Raw genomic sequence first — 12401 nt, forward strand, 5'->3', positions numbered from 1 at the left:
ACTCCCGCTGGAGTCGCCTTGCGTCAGACGGGGGTCAGGCGGAGCCGTAGACCGTCGATCAGGGAGTCCACCAAGAACTCGACGTACTCCCGATGGAGGCGAGCGGTGTCGTGCGTCGACTCGACGAGGGGGGCGAGTGCGCCGTCGGCGAGGTCGCGCACTCCGGGGTGCCCGTGGCTGAGTGCTGTGAAGTCGGCCATCATGGCAGCGTGGTCCCTGGGGCCGTCGTCCTCGTGGGCGCTCCGTTCGTCCCGGCCGACGAGCGTCAGCACCACCGTGTTGAACAGACTCGCGTAGACCCAGGGTGCTTCGTCGTCGAAGCCGTCGCGCTGCAGCACGGCCATGCCTGTGTCGACGATCGGCAGGAGGTGCTCGAAGACCGGCCCGTGCATGAGCAGCCACTTTGCAGTGCCCGGATAGTCGCTGAGCAGCTGGTGTGCGCTGAGCAGTACTTCGCGGAACCACGCGTCCCAGGCAAGATCGGCGTCGGGGACTCCCAGGTCGGCGACCACCCGCTCCACGACCTCGCGGCACAGCAGCTCCCGCCCCCCGACGTGGTGATAGACCACCGACGGGGCGACGTCGAGCTCGCGGCCGAGATCGCGTACCGACCACCCGTACAGCCCATGGTCATGGGTCAGCTGGACCGCCGCGTCGATGACCGTCGCCGCTGTCAGTCCAGTGTGATACGGCCCGGTCATCGCCACCTCCGTCTCGTCGGGCTGTCTTTCTTGTCAGGGTAGAGGTCGCGGGCGAGCGAGCCTGGTGCGCCGTCGTTGGCGCTGGCGGACCTCCTTGGTGACAGCCTCGCCGGTGCCGGGGCGTCATGCGCCTTCAGTGGGCTGGCAGGCGGGGCAGGTGCCGAACAGCTCCACGACCGGCTGGATGTCGGCGTAGCCCGTCGCCTGGCGCCATTGTTCGATCCAGAGGTCGACCTGACCGCTGGGAAGCTCGACGACCTGTCCGCAGCGGCGGCAGACCAGATGGTGATGACGGCTGTCGACGCAGCGGCGATACAAGGTCTCACCGTCGGGCGACCTGATCGTGTCGATGAGGCCGCGTTCGGACAGTTCCTGCAGGGCGCGATAGACCGTCGACAGCCCGGCATGATCACCGGAGCGCCGAAGGCTCTCATGGATGGTTTGAGAGCTGGCGAACACGTCGATGCGCGCGACGGCCCGCAAGACCGCGCGACGCTGACGCGTGGACCGCAGTCCGGCCAGGTCGACGTCGTCACCGGTTCTCGGTGCTGAGTTGGAACTCATGGCGGTCTCGGCGACGAGCTGCCCATGCCCCTTGCGCCTGAGCGGGCCCCGCGACACATGGGCTCGGCTCCGCGGTCGAACGTCACAGACACCTCTCGCACATGCTCGACAGTGTGTCGAGAACAATTCTCAACATAACAGGAGGGGGAGCGGTGGCGGCACGCCGTTTGACGACCATTCTCTCTCTGTTTCAGAACCGGCGAGCTCGTGCAAGGAGGAGGGTTCCGACGGTGGTCAGCAGGACCGCCCACACGCCGGCCGCCACGAGGTGTCCGACAGCCGAACCGCTGCTGGCCATGGTCTCGGTGTAGGCCGTGAGCGGGTTGAGCCGGACCAGGGGCTGCACCGGGCCTGGAAAACCTTCACGTGGGACGAAGCCGGAGTTGAAGAACATCAGTAGCATCATCAGCGGCGCGAGCGCGATGACCGCCTCCGGACTCTTGGCCCTCAGACCGATCCACGTCGTCATGCATCCAATTCCCAGGGCCAGGAGCGCCGCGAGCGCAACGATCACCAGATAGGCCCACGGCGCTGCGCGGAAGCCGAGCACCGTCCCGACGATGAGGACCAGCACGGCCGAGAGGCAGGAGCGGACCACTTCCGCGCCGACCCGACCCAGCAGGGGTGCCAGTGGGGGGTTGGGGAGCGTCGCGAAGCGGTCCAGCAGGCCGTCGTCGCGTTCGGTCACCAGGGCGGTGGCCGTGGACAGGGCCGCGAACATGACGCCGGAGCAGACCATGAGAGGCACGAGCCGGGTGATCGGCGGGTCAGGACTGATCGTCTCGATGGCACGACCGAAGATGAGCAGCACGATCAGGAGCATGAGGACCGGCATGACGAAGGCGTTGGCGAGCACCGCCGGCGTGCGTGTCCAACCCGTGAGGATGCGGCGACCGTGGAGCCAGGCGGGTGTGAGCGTCGACGTCATGCGGTCCTCCGGAAGGCGCGAGCGCCGAGGAGGAGGCCGCTGGCCCCGATCGCGAAGGCCCAGGCGGCTGCCTCGATGAGGACCGGCGTCGTCAACGCGCCGTCGGAGGCCTGCCGCAGTGCCTCACCGACTGCCGAGACCGGGAGATGCTCGATGATCCGCGCGGCCCAGTCGGGCAGCAACGTCGACGGCGCGTAGGAGGTCGAGAGCAACACCAGCGGGATGGTCGCTGCCTGCACGAGGGAGATCGCGGCAGCAGGAGACGACGCCGCCAGCGCGACGGCATCGAACAGCAGCGACACGGCGACAGCAAAGGCGACCACGAGCAGGGCGTAGGCCAGGAGCTCGGACGCCGCCCCCTTGAGCCTGAATCCCAGGGTGAAGCCCACGACCGTGGCGGTGACCACGGACAGGACCGAGCGGACCAGGTCGGCCACGAGTCGCCCGAGAATCGGTGCCGCCGCGCTGATGGGCAGGGTGCGCTGGCGGTCCAGGACCCCGCTGGTGCGGTCAGTGCCGATGGCTCCGGCTGAGCCAGCGGCGGCGAAGATGATCGCCTGCAGTGTGATTCCGGGAACGAGGTAGTGCCCGTAGTCGAGGCCGTTGGCCTCCATGGCTCGGCCGAAGACCGACCAGATCGCGAGCATCAGCACGACCGGGGTGATGAGCCCCCCGACGAGGGCACTCGGATTGCGTGCGATGCGTACGGTGTTGCGGACCGCCAGGACAGCCGTCGGGCTAGTCATCGTCGGCCTCGGTCGTGTGTCCGGTGAGGTTGAAGAAGACATCGTCGAGTGTGGGCTTGCGTAAGGCGACATCGGCCAGCTCGATCCCGGCGGCGCCGAGCGCCGCCATGGCCGTGGCGACGGTCCGGGGGCCGTCGTCGATCGGGAGGCTCACGGTCTCTGTCCCGACGGTGGTCTCGAAACCGTCGAGAGCGCCCGCGAGAGCCTGTGGGTCGACGTCGGTCGGGGTCAGGACGAGCTGGTCGGGCCCGGTTCGGGTCTTGAGCTGGCTGGGGGTGCCCTCGGCGATGACGCGCCCGCGGTCGATCACGATGATGCGATCGGCGAGGCGATCAGCCTCCTCGAGGTACTGCGTCGTCAGGACGATCGTCACTCCGTCCGCCCGGAGACGTTCGACGACCTCCCAGACGTCGTGACGGCTGCGCGGGTCGAGGCCGGTTGTCGGTTCGTCGAGGAAGAGAACCCGCGGGGGCACCATGAGACTGATGGCGATGTCGAGTCGGCGTCGCATGCCGCCCGAGTAGGTCTTGGCGGGTCGCCCCTGGGCCTCGGTGAGACTGAACGACGCCAGGAGCTCGCCGGCACGGTCGCGGGCTGCGTTCCGCTCGAGGCCGAGCAGGCGTCCGAAGAGCACCAGGTTCTCCAGCCCGGTCAGCTCGCCGTCGACGGCGGCGAACTGACCGGTCAGAGCGATGGACCGGCGCACCGCCTCGGACTCGGCGACCGTGTCGTATCCGTCGACGTGCGCCTGACCTGCGTCCGGATGCAGCAGGGTTGACAGGATGTGGACGACGGTGGTCTTCCCTGCGCCGTTCGGTCCCAGCACCCCAAGGATCTCGCCCTCGTGGGCGGCGAAGGACAACTCGTCGAGGGCCCGCAGGTCCCCGAAGGTCTTCACCACGGCATCGACCAGTACGACTGGATCGGACATGGCACTCCCTGCGGTCAGTTCCAGCCGGGGCATCTCCTCAGGCTGGGATGGCTCGTTGATGACACCGAAGCCGGTATAGGCCACATCGGCTCTTGTTGGTAATCATTGTCATTATTGCATAGGTGGCAGGCAGGCGGGCGTCGGCGGTGAGGGGGTGTGGCTCGGCTGGTCGGCGCTTCCGTCATCTCGCGGTTTCTGCGGTCTGCAATCATGAGAACGATTCGCATGTGGGTCGGGGTGGTGAGGAGAGCGGGGATGGCCGAGCATCGTGGCGACCAGGAGGCGGACCTGTCCTTCCTTGCCCCGACGGCCGAGCTGGCTGACTGGCGTCTGGTGCTGGCCTATGAGTCCGCTGCCGAAGCAGGTGCCCTTGCGGCGCTTCCAGGTACCGCTGACGAGCTCGCCACGGCTGCCGGTCTCGACGTTCGCGGACTGCGCCCCGTGCTGGGCGTCCTCGCTGCCTGGGAGATGCTGGTGGTCGACCCGGACGGCGTCTACGCCCCCGGACGACAGCTGCCCGACGCCCTTGCGGATACGGCCTTGCGTCGTCACGGCGCCGCGATCCGTCGCTGGGCCGGGATGCTCGGTCCGCGTCTGCACGACAGGTCCGCCATGCCGACCCGCATCGAGCTGCCGGTCATGCGGCCCTCGACTGGGCCGGACCTTCTTGCCCTCAATGCGCGCCGCGTTGCCCCGCAGATCGTCGATCTCTGTCAGCGGGTGCACCCTCGCATCAAGAGAGCCCTCGACCTCGGTGGGGGACATGGCGAGCATGCCCTCGAGCTGGCCCGACGTGGCGTGCACTCGGTCGTGCAGGACCTGCCCCACGTCGTGGCGCGTGCCCAGGAACAGGGTCGTCTCGAGCCGGCAGGTGTTGAGGTGTTCGCTGGCGATCTGCGCACCGATCTGCCCGTCGGTCCGTTCGACCTGGTGCTGTGCTCGACGGTCACCAACATGTTCGACGGCGGGGAGGTCGCGGCGCTGCTCGTGCGCGTGCGATCCGTGCTGGCGCCCGGTGGCCTGGTCGCCGTTGCCAGCTTCATGCGTGGGCGTGACGAGGTCGCGGCGGTATTTGGCCTGCAGATGCTGGCCTGGACCGACGGCGGGGACGCCCATGGCGTGCAGGACTATGGTCGATGGTTCGCCGACGCCGGCATGCGGGTCGTAGCGGTCGAGGATCTCGACCGTCCACGTCTGACCGTCGTGCTCGCCACCGCGGCGGACCTCGGGCCTGATGAGGAAACTCGGGCCCAGTCGCTCACCTGACCCGCGGGAGTGCCGGAACGGTGAATCGCTCTGCCCTCTCGCGGCCGGGCTGGTCCAGGGGTCGACAGGCCATCGGCAGTGCCGCCGCCGTGATCGGCCTGTGGATCTCCTGGCTCATGGCTCCGCATCATGGTGCGCTGGCGCAGATGTGGCGCAACCGCCGGGTCGGTACGCCTCATGAGCATGTCGCCGGACCGGCTTCGATCGTCGACGCAGACTGAGCTGGCAGAGACGTTCACCGATGCTCATGGGGTACGCGCCGCCAGAACGTGTACGTCTCGACGGGGTCGAGCGACTCGTCGTGCTCGAGCAGGCACGCAGCCATCTGCGCGTGCACCTCTCTCGCATCAAGACTCGGCCCGATCGCGACGATCGCCGATCCTGACCCCCGTGGACCGGGCAGAGCCTGGACGTAAGGCCCCACCCGATGCACGACCCACTGACCTCGTCGGTCCGACAGGTCGACGTCGAGAATGCCCTTGACGCGGTACGCGCCACGCAGGCCGTTCTCCAGCGTCTCGATGAGTCGACGCGGGTGCACGGTGCCGGAGGACTGCCAGGACACCTGATCCAGGTGCACATGAGGCCGTTGCCCATCATCCATCCCCGCCTCGCCGAGCAGGAGCTGTCGCTCGACATCCGGCTCGTCGCGGACGTCGAAGAGCAATCGCGGTGGTACGGCACCCCACAGCGCCGGTACGACCGTCGTCTCCGGCGCCTCTCGGCGAACCTCGCGCAGGACATCCTCGACCCGGGTACTGTCCACGAGGTCGGTCTTGGTCACCAGCACCAGGCTCGCCCTGCCGAGACGGGCACGGACGTCGTCCTCGGCAACGATCGACGGGGCGTCCACGACGTGCACGAGCCCGCCGAGCCGAGCGTGACGCCCGAGTGCGTCATGGATCCGTTGCACGGCGACGGTGGGGTCGGCGACCCCGCTGGTCTCGACGAGCACGACGTCGAGCCCCAGCTGCGGTGAGGTCAGCGACGCCAGCTGGCCGTTCAGCTCGCCGTCGTCGATGACGCAGCACAGGCATCCCCCCGCCATCGACGCCGTGGCGTCGCTGATCGACTCCACCAACATCGCGTCCACGGCGATGTCTCCGAAGTCGTTGACGAGCAGCCCGATGCGTGAGTCAGCCCGGTGCCGCAGGACGTGGTTCAGCACGGTCGTCTTGCCGGAACCGAGGGAGCCGGCGACCACGACGATCGGCACACGTTCAGGCATGGGTCACATCCGAATTGACATAGTGAAATGCGCATATAACAATGTCTGCATGAATGAGCGCCTCGACATCCTCACCGAGTACGGGGACGTCGGTGAGCTGTTCGCGGCGTTGTCGTCGCCCGTGAGGGCGGCGATCGTGCACCGACTGACCGAGGGCGAACAGACCGTCGGCAGCATCGTGGCGGCACTCGGTCTCTCGCAACCGCTGGTGTCGCAACACCTGCGGGTCCTGCGGGGAGCCCGACTCGTCGTCGCTGAGCGACGTGGCCGGGAGGTCGCCTACACACTGACGGACGAACACGTGGCACATGTGTTCCTGGATGCCTTCAACCACAGCAAGGAGAACCACCATGACGATCACTGACCACCGCGAGGCCGAGCGCCACGCCCACACGCACGGTCCAGGATGTGGCCACGACGCCGTGGTCCACGAGGACCATGTGGACTACCTGCACGACGGACACGTGCACCACGAGCATGACGGACACTATGACGAGTGCACCACGTGCTCCTGCGTCAACTGTTCCGACAGCTGTGCGGTCTGCGACTGCTCGGACTGTTCGTGCCCCACGTGCAACCACAATGTCTGCTCATGCGAGAACTGCGGCGGGGATACCTGCGCGAACTGCGTGTGTGTCGACTGCACGTGCCAGACCTGCAAGCACGCTGCCTGACGATCTCACCTCAGGGCGTGGTCTCAGCCCATGCTGCCTCGTTGACGCTCATCGGGCGGTGGCGATGGTGACCTGGTAGTCGACTGACATGTCGACCACGCCGTGGCCACCGTTGAGCTCGGCCAGGTGATCAGCCACGGCCTGCTTCATCTCCTGGGCCCACTCTGATGCTGCCTTGGCGGCGGCGACGTGGCCGGGGGAGTGGGTGAACAGGAACTCCACGGCGGCCTCGACGTTGTCGAACTGCCACGGCAGAGGGTGAGTGGTCGTCTCCACATCGGTGAAGTGCTCAGCGAGCCAGCCGTGCAGGCGTGACAGGTCGCCCCAGCGGAACGGCAGGTCGGTCGGCGCTCCGGGTGGGAAGAATGCAGCGATGGTCTCGGTCATCGTGGCCATGTAGCCGTCGTGTGGCCAGGTGGAGATCACGATCCGTCCATCGGGGGCGAGCACACGACGTGCCTCGGCCAGCGCCGCCTGGGGATCGGGGGCGAAAATCAGGCCGAATGACGAACCCACGAGCGCCTGCGACGCATCGGCGACTGGTAGCTCGTCGAGCGTGCCCTCGTGCCAGTCGATCTGCAGGCCGAGGTCACGGGTACGTTCTCGGCCCTGCGTCACGAGCGTCGGCGCGATGTCGACCGCGCTCGTGCGCCACCCGGCCCGCGCCAGCTCGATGGCCAACGACCCGGTCCCGGCGGCGACGTCGATCGCGGCCGCGCCGTCACAGGGCCCTGCCGCGGCGGCGACGGTCTCGGCGGCATCTGCCAGACGACGGGCGAGCTTCGCGTAGTCCCCACCGTCCCACGTGGCCGCGGTGCGCTGGCGGGCGTCGGCGTCCATGGGCACCTCTCAGCCCTGGCGTGCCTTGAGTCGGGGATTCTGCTTGTTGATGACGTAGGTCTTGCCCCGCCGGCGCACCACCTGTGAGCCGGGCTGGTTCTTCAGGGAGCGCAGGGAGTTGCGAACCTTCATGAGATGTCCTTTCGCGTTCAGTGTGTGGTGGGGGTGATGAGTCCGCGTTGGACGGCTCGTACGAGGCGGCGCGGCACGCGGTAAGTCTGTCCGTCGACGGTCACCGGCACCAGTGCCGTAGGGGTGGCCTTCCACGAGGATCGGCGATGACGGGTGTTGCTGCGCGACAGCTTGCGTTTGGGGACTGCCATGGTGCTCTCCTTGAGTCAGGTCAGGCGGCGCGGCGAATGTCGCCGAGCCATGGTTCGAGGCCGTCGTGGCTGACCTCCCAGAACGGGCCGCGGCCGGCCAGCTCCGGTTCGCTCAGCAGGCAGTGGTCAAAGACCTCGCGGATCTCCTCGGCGCCGTCGTCGAGGCCCACGACGACGATGCGGGTCATCTGTGGCGAGCGCTCCCAACGGCGGTCCGAGCCGATGCTGAGCTGCCCGCCCGCACCGTCCCAGACGCAGACGTCCCCGGGCCGGCTCGGTAGCCAGAAGCAGCCGCGGGAGCGCCGGGGCCCTCCGCCGATGCGTTCGATGTGCTCGTGCAGTCGCCCGGGATGGAAGGGGCGGTCGGAGTGGAGGTCGAGCCGCCAGACACATGAGGACTCGACGACGGGCAGCTCGCCACGACGCACCTCGGCCACCCAGTGCTCGGTGGTCCGGTGCTCATGGATGCCGTCCACGATCCGCGCGGCGTCCATGAGCGAGGCGTCCTCGACGATCCCGGTGCCTGGCCTGGCGATCGTGCGTACCAGGTCTCGTGCCGGCTCGTCGGGCTGGCCGAGAAGGGCGACGACATCGCCGTACTCGACCATGGCCGCGGCGATCTCGGCAACGCCGCGCGAGTCGTCCTCGGACGTGCTCAGTCCGCGATCGGCGACGAGGTCGTCACCGAGCAGGTCATCGACCACGTTCTGGGCATCGAAGGCCGTGACCACGCCGGCGATCGTGACATGGGGGGCGAGGTCGGGGTTCCATGCGATGAGGCGGCAGACCTGGGTGGCCTCGGCGGTGACGGGCAGGTGGGCGATGACCGAGCCCCAGCGGCCACTGGCGGCGAGTCGTTCGAGGCTGGGGACGATGTCCTCGCGGATGGCGCAGCTGACACAGGCGTGCTCGAGGTCGATCTCCTCGCGCTCGACGACCCCGCTGATGTCGGAGACGGTGCGCGTCAGGACCTGCTGCACGGCGTCGATGCGGTGCTGGACCACCACGGCCGAAGGGAGGTCCCACTGCAGCCCCATCGTGGTCCTCGACATCGGTTCGTCGGCGACGCCGGTGATCATGACGACCGGGGTGCGGCTCATGTCTCGGCTCCGTAGCGTCGGCGGAACCGCTCGACCCGTCCCTCGGTGTCGACGACGCGACCCCGTCCGGTCCAGAAGGGATGACTGGCGCTGGAGATGTCGACATCGATGACCGGGTAGGTATCGCCCTCCCACTCGATCGTCTGTTCCGACGTCACGGTCGATCGGGTGAGGAAGGTCAGATCTCCTGACCTGTCACGGAAGACCACGTGTCGATAGTCCGGATGGATGCCTGGCTTCACCGATGCTCTCCTGCATGTAGTCTTATTACGAACGATTGTCATTCTACATAGGAGGTCTACCGTGTCACGTGTGTGTCAGGTCACTGGGGCGACTCCCGGCTTCGGTCACAACGTTTCCCACTCGCACCGGCGCACCAAGCGTCGCTTCGACGTCAACGTGCAGCGCAAGAAGTACTGGGTGACGAGCCTGGGTCGTCACGTGACCCTGACGGTGAGTGCACGCGGTATCAAGACGATCGACGTCCGCGGCATCGACGCCGTCGTCGCCGACATCATCGCCCGCGGGGAGAAGGTCTGATGGCCAAACGAGGCACCGAGCTGCGCCCCATCATCAAGCTGAGGTCGACAGCGGGCACGGGGCACACGTACGTCACCCGCAAGAGCCGTCGGAACGACCCGGACCGCATGGTGCTGCGCAAGTACGACCCCGTGGTCCGCCGCCACGTCGAGTTCAAGGAGGAGCGCTGAGATGGCCAAGAAGAGCAAGATCATCGCCAACGAGCGTCGCAAAGAGATCGTCGAGCGCTACGCCGAGCGGCGCGACGAGCTGAGGCGAGCGTCCAAGGACACATCGTTGTCGATGCAGGAGCGGATGGACGCGTCCCGGGCCCTGGCCAAGCTGCCGCGGGACTCCTCGCCCTCGCGCGTTCGCAAGCGGGACCAGGTGGACGGTCGCCCGCGTGGTCACGTGGGCAAGGTGGGACTGTCGAGGATCCGCTTCCGCAATGCCGCACATGCCGGCGAGCTCCCGGGGATCACGAAGTCGAGCTGGTGAGCGGAACCGGACCGTAGGCCATGGCGGGCAGAATCCTGGTGGTCGCTGACGCCGGGACTCTCGTCGCCGTGGTCGGAGCGGCAGGACTGCCGTCGCCCGAGGGCGCCGATGACGTGGACATCGGTGCCGAGCTCATCGGCCAGGGGGTCGTTCCCGTGACGAGCTGGGGTATGGACCTGCGGCAGTGCGAGGCTGCCCCATGTCATCGCCGAGCGCCTACACTGTCCCCATGAGCGCGGAGTCAATCGCCACCGTCTTCAAGAAGGATGGTCAGCGCACCACCAAGCAACGGCGCGCCGTCGCGGAGATCGTCGAGAGCCTTGAGGTCTTCGCTAGTGCCCAGTCCATTCACGAGGTGCTCCGCTCCCGCGGCAATCCCGTCGGCCTGTCGACCGTCTACCGCAACTTGCAGGCGCTGGCAGACGTCGGGGCGATCGATTCCTTGAGGGACCAGAGTGGCGAGGTGCTGTACCGCAAGTGCGGGGACCAGCAGCATCATCACCATCTCGTGTGCGAGAGCTGTGGAACCACCGTGGAGATCGCGGCTTCGGCAGTCGAGAAGTGGACGAGCCGTGTTGCCGAGGACAACGGCTTCGTCAACGTGTCGCACTCCATCGAGATCTTTGGCACCTGCCCCAGCTGCGCCGCATAGGACCGTGACCCCTCCCTCCGGGAAGCGGGGGACGTCATGATGTACTAACGGGAATGATTCCCGTAACAAGGAGTGCTGTCGCGGCCCCGTTGCCCTGGTGGGCCCGGACGCGATGACGCTGACCCATCCAAGGAGTGCGTCTGGGGCCGCACTGAGCACGCCGCCGCGTGCTCGGCTCAGCCACGCAGTGGTGGCGGCGCAGGTCACGACGGTGATCGTGCGGTCGGCTGGCGACCTGCGCGGTCCGACGCCCAGCATCAACGCTGCTGGCATGAGTCTGGGAGTCTTCGGTGGCGCGTCGCTGGGCGGCGCGGGTCTGTCCGTGGCCGGCCTGACGGGTCTGGCTCTTGCCTTGGCGATGCCCACCGCGGCGGCGTTGGCGCTGTCGCTGGGACCCATCGTGAGGCCGCCCCCTGCATCGCCGACGTCGGCCCACTCGGACGCGCGGGTCGTCCCGCGGCCACACCCACCAGTCGGACGGAAAGGAACCCAGAGATCATGGCCGATGAACAGGAAGGTCAGAGCCAGGATGCACACGGACCGGACACGAGCCGCTATACCGAGTACCTGGTCACCAACCGTGACTTCACGAGCCCCGCGGTCGCCGCGGCGGTCTCCGCCATCGATCTGTCGCACCTGGATGGTGCGCACCGAATCCTCGATGCGGGGACCAGAGCCGGCGGTGCGTTGCCAGCGCTGGCGGCACTTGCGTCGACTGGGGCGGGTCCGGGCCGACCGGTCCTCGCGATTGACCGCGAGGAAGCGGCCCTCGACCTGGCCGGTGGGTACGCCCGTGACAACAATGTCGACGACCTTATCGAGCTGCGCGTCGCCGACCTCGTGGAGGTGGCAGAGGACCCCTACGGTCATGGGGGACCGTTCGGCCTGATCTGGGCATCCGACGTCGTCTGGCCGGCCACCTTCGAGGACCCCGCGGGGGTGGTCTCCGCTCTCAGTGAGGCGCTGGTGCCCGGCGGGATCCTGGCGTTGTTCACCACGAACTACTACCAGTCGATGTTCCTACCGGGGCACGGCAGGCTCGAGCGCTTGATTCGCACCGCCTCCGAACGCACCTGGGGGCTCCCGATGGACGGGAAGACCCACCATGAGCGCTTGGGTGCCTGGCTGGGAGAAGCCGGCCTGGAGCACGTCGAGCTGCGCGTCCTCCCCGTTTCGACGGCATCCGTGGCGACCGACCCGGCCGCTCTGGCCTACCTGCAACGGATCGTGTGGCCCGAGATGCGTCACGCGGTCCAGGTCAGCGGACGCCGTGCCGGGATGGGCGACACGGATCTCACGCGTGTCGAGAAGCTGCTCGACCCCGATGAGCCCGAGTGGGTCGGCAACGATCCACACACCTACGTCGTCCAACCGACCATGCTGTGGACCGGTCGGCGGGGCACGGCCTGACCGAGCTGGACGTCGAGACGG

18 protein-coding genes are annotated in these 12401 nt (G+C 67.8%); 7 read left to right on the forward strand and 11 right to left on the reverse strand.

Annotated elements, in window-relative coordinates; all coding sequences use genetic code 11:
* Positions 1–23: 23 nt before the first annotated feature.
* The 5 genes from ACEVFP_RS07075 to ACEVFP_RS07095 form a co-directional block, all read right to left on the reverse strand.
* Positions 24–701, reverse strand: coding sequence for a TetR/AcrR family transcriptional regulator (locus tag ACEVFP_RS07075; RefSeq protein ID WP_375002938.1), 678 nt, complete (start codon positions 699–701; stop codon positions 24–26).
* A gap of 123 nt (positions 702–824) precedes the next feature.
* On the reverse strand, positions 825–1265 hold the full coding sequence (locus tag ACEVFP_RS07080) for a Fur family transcriptional regulator (protein ID WP_375002939.1): 441 nt from the start codon (positions 1263–1265) through the stop codon (positions 825–827).
* 190 nt (positions 1266–1455) lie between these two features.
* Positions 1456–2193, reverse strand: coding sequence for an ABC transporter permease (locus ACEVFP_RS07085; protein WP_375002940.1), 738 nt, complete (start codon positions 2191–2193; stop codon positions 1456–1458).
* Positions 2190–2939 (reverse strand): ABC transporter permease, encoded by a 750-nt coding sequence (locus tag ACEVFP_RS07090; protein WP_375002941.1) that lies wholly within the window; start codon positions 2937–2939, stop codon positions 2190–2192. Before ACEVFP_RS07090 ends, ACEVFP_RS07085 begins: the two co-directional genes overlap by 4 nt.
* Entirely contained in the window at positions 2932–3870 is a 939-nt protein-coding gene (locus ACEVFP_RS07095; RefSeq protein WP_375002942.1) for an ATP-binding cassette domain-containing protein, read from the reverse strand. The genes ACEVFP_RS07090 and ACEVFP_RS07095 overlap by 8 nt, the downstream gene beginning before the upstream one ends.
* A gap of 255 nt (positions 3871–4125) precedes the next feature.
* Between ACEVFP_RS07095 and ACEVFP_RS07100 the strand changes: the two genes are divergently transcribed.
* On the forward strand, positions 4126–5136 hold the full coding sequence (locus ACEVFP_RS07100; RefSeq protein ID WP_375002943.1) for a class I SAM-dependent methyltransferase: 1011 nt from the start codon (positions 4126–4128) through the stop codon (positions 5134–5136).
* 235 nt (positions 5137–5371) lie between these two features.
* Here ACEVFP_RS07100 and ACEVFP_RS07105 read toward each other — a convergent pair whose 3' ends face one another.
* Positions 5372–6364, reverse strand: coding sequence for a CobW family GTP-binding protein (locus ACEVFP_RS07105; protein ID WP_375002944.1), 993 nt, complete (start codon positions 6362–6364; stop codon positions 5372–5374).
* A gap of 49 nt (positions 6365–6413) precedes the next feature.
* Between ACEVFP_RS07105 and ACEVFP_RS07110 the strand changes: the two genes are divergently transcribed.
* Positions 6414–6728: an ArsR/SmtB family transcription factor gene (locus tag ACEVFP_RS07110; RefSeq protein WP_375002945.1), complete on the forward strand. Its 315-nt coding sequence runs from the start codon at positions 6414–6416 to the stop codon at positions 6726–6728.
* Between the two features lie 358 nt (positions 6729–7086).
* On the opposite strand, the gene ACEVFP_RS07115 is transcribed toward ACEVFP_RS07110, so the two are convergent.
* The 5 genes from ACEVFP_RS07115 to ACEVFP_RS07135 are packed head-to-tail and all read right to left on the reverse strand — an operon-like array spanning position 7087 to position 9543.
* Positions 7087–7878 (reverse strand): class I SAM-dependent methyltransferase, encoded by a 792-nt coding sequence (locus ACEVFP_RS07115; RefSeq protein WP_375002946.1) that lies wholly within the window; start codon positions 7876–7878, stop codon positions 7087–7089.
* A 9-nt stretch (positions 7879–7887) separates the two neighbouring features.
* The gene (gene ykgO, locus ACEVFP_RS07120; RefSeq protein ID WP_375002947.1) at positions 7888–8010 is read right to left on the reverse strand and encodes a type B 50S ribosomal protein L36; all 123 of its coding nucleotides are present in this window, start codon (positions 8008–8010) and stop codon (positions 7888–7890) included.
* Between the two features lie 17 nt (positions 8011–8027).
* Positions 8028–8201 carry a 50S ribosomal protein L32 gene (gene rpmF, locus ACEVFP_RS07125; protein ID WP_375002948.1) on the reverse strand — a complete coding sequence of 58 codons (174 nt, stop codon included), beginning with the start codon at positions 8199–8201 and terminating at the stop codon, positions 8028–8030.
* A gap of 20 nt (positions 8202–8221) precedes the next feature.
* Positions 8222–9301 (reverse strand): CobW family GTP-binding protein, encoded by a 1080-nt coding sequence (locus ACEVFP_RS07130; RefSeq protein WP_375002949.1) that lies wholly within the window; start codon positions 9299–9301, stop codon positions 8222–8224.
* Positions 9298–9543 (reverse strand): type B 50S ribosomal protein L31, encoded by a 246-nt coding sequence (locus ACEVFP_RS07135; RefSeq protein WP_375002950.1) that lies wholly within the window; start codon positions 9541–9543, stop codon positions 9298–9300. Before ACEVFP_RS07135 ends, ACEVFP_RS07130 begins: the two co-directional genes overlap by 4 nt.
* A 61-nt stretch (positions 9544–9604) precedes the next feature.
* Here ACEVFP_RS07135 and rpmB point away from each other — a divergent pair, with 61 nt between their 5' ends.
* From rpmB to ACEVFP_RS07160, 5 genes are all read left to right on the forward strand, one after another.
* Positions 9605–9841 carry a 50S ribosomal protein L28 gene (gene rpmB / locus ACEVFP_RS07140; protein WP_375002951.1) on the forward strand — a complete coding sequence of 79 codons (237 nt, stop codon included), beginning with the start codon at positions 9605–9607 and terminating at the stop codon, positions 9839–9841.
* A complete protein-coding gene (gene rpmG, locus ACEVFP_RS07145; protein ID WP_375002952.1) occupies positions 9841–10011 on the forward strand; it encodes a 50S ribosomal protein L33 in 171 nt (56 codons plus the stop codon). Before rpmB ends, rpmG begins: the two co-directional genes overlap by 1 nt.
* A 1-nt stretch (position 10012) precedes the next feature.
* Positions 10013–10318 (forward strand): 30S ribosomal protein S14, encoded by a 306-nt coding sequence (rpsN, locus tag ACEVFP_RS07150; RefSeq protein WP_375002953.1) that lies wholly within the window; start codon positions 10013–10015, stop codon positions 10316–10318.
* A gap of 229 nt (positions 10319–10547) precedes the next feature.
* Entirely contained in the window at positions 10548–10970 is a 423-nt protein-coding gene (locus tag ACEVFP_RS07155; RefSeq protein WP_375002954.1) for a Fur family transcriptional regulator, read from the forward strand.
* 498 nt (positions 10971–11468) lie between these two features.
* Entirely contained in the window at positions 11469–12380 is a 912-nt protein-coding gene (locus tag ACEVFP_RS07160; protein WP_375002955.1) for a hypothetical protein, read from the forward strand.
* Positions 12381–12401: the final 21 nt, after the last annotated feature.

Source organism: Aeromicrobium sp. CTD01-1L150, from assembly GCF_041951745.1.
GTDB lineage: Bacteria > Actinomycetota > Actinomycetes > Propionibacteriales > Nocardioidaceae > Aeromicrobium.

What these genes read in the sequence shown, in the direction of transcription:
- ACEVFP_RS07130 (WP_375002949.1), bottom strand. Translation starts at nt 9,301, where the DNA reads ATGAGCCGCACCCCGGTCGTCATGATCACCGGCGTCGCCGACGAACCG.
- ACEVFP_RS07105 (WP_375002944.1), bottom strand. Translation starts at nt 6,364, where the DNA reads ATGCCTGAACGTGTGCCGATCGTCGTGGTCGCCGGCTCCCTCGGTTCC.
- ACEVFP_RS07110 (WP_375002945.1), top strand. Translation starts at nt 6,414, where the DNA reads ATGAATGAGCGCCTCGACATCCTCACCGAGTACGGGGACGTCGGTGAG.
- ACEVFP_RS07115 (WP_375002946.1), bottom strand. Translation starts at nt 7,878, where the DNA reads ATGGACGCCGACGCCCGCCAGCGCACCGCGGCCACGTGGGACGGTGGG.
- ACEVFP_RS07100 (WP_375002943.1), top strand. Translation starts at nt 4,126, where the DNA reads ATGGCCGAGCATCGTGGCGACCAGGAGGCGGACCTGTCCTTCCTTGCC.
- ACEVFP_RS07085 (WP_375002940.1), bottom strand. Translation starts at nt 2,193, where the DNA reads ATGACGTCGACGCTCACACCCGCCTGGCTCCACGGTCGCCGCATCCTC.
- rpmF (WP_375002948.1), bottom strand. Translation starts at nt 8,201, where the DNA reads ATGGCAGTCCCCAAACGCAAGCTGTCGCGCAGCAACACCCGTCATCGC.
- rpsN (WP_375002953.1), top strand. Translation starts at nt 10,013, where the DNA reads ATGGCCAAGAAGAGCAAGATCATCGCCAACGAGCGTCGCAAAGAGATC.
- ACEVFP_RS07075 (WP_375002938.1), bottom strand. Translation starts at nt 701, where the DNA reads ATGACCGGGCCGTATCACACTGGACTGACAGCGGCGACGGTCATCGAC.
- rpmG (WP_375002952.1), top strand. Translation starts at nt 9,841, where the DNA reads ATGGCCAAACGAGGCACCGAGCTGCGCCCCATCATCAAGCTGAGGTCG.
- ACEVFP_RS07080 (WP_375002939.1), bottom strand. Translation starts at nt 1,265, where the DNA reads ATGAGTTCCAACTCAGCACCGAGAACCGGTGACGACGTCGACCTGGCC.
- ykgO (WP_375002947.1), bottom strand. Translation starts at nt 8,010, where the DNA reads ATGAAGGTTCGCAACTCCCTGCGCTCCCTGAAGAACCAGCCCGGCTCA.
- ACEVFP_RS07095 (WP_375002942.1), bottom strand. Translation starts at nt 3,870, where the DNA reads ATGTCCGATCCAGTCGTACTGGTCGATGCCGTGGTGAAGACCTTCGGG.
- ACEVFP_RS07155 (WP_375002954.1), top strand. Translation starts at nt 10,548, where the DNA reads ATGAGCGCGGAGTCAATCGCCACCGTCTTCAAGAAGGATGGTCAGCGC.
- ACEVFP_RS07160 (WP_375002955.1), top strand. Translation starts at nt 11,469, where the DNA reads ATGGCCGATGAACAGGAAGGTCAGAGCCAGGATGCACACGGACCGGAC.
- ACEVFP_RS07090 (WP_375002941.1), bottom strand. Translation starts at nt 2,939, where the DNA reads ATGACTAGCCCGACGGCTGTCCTGGCGGTCCGCAACACCGTACGCATC.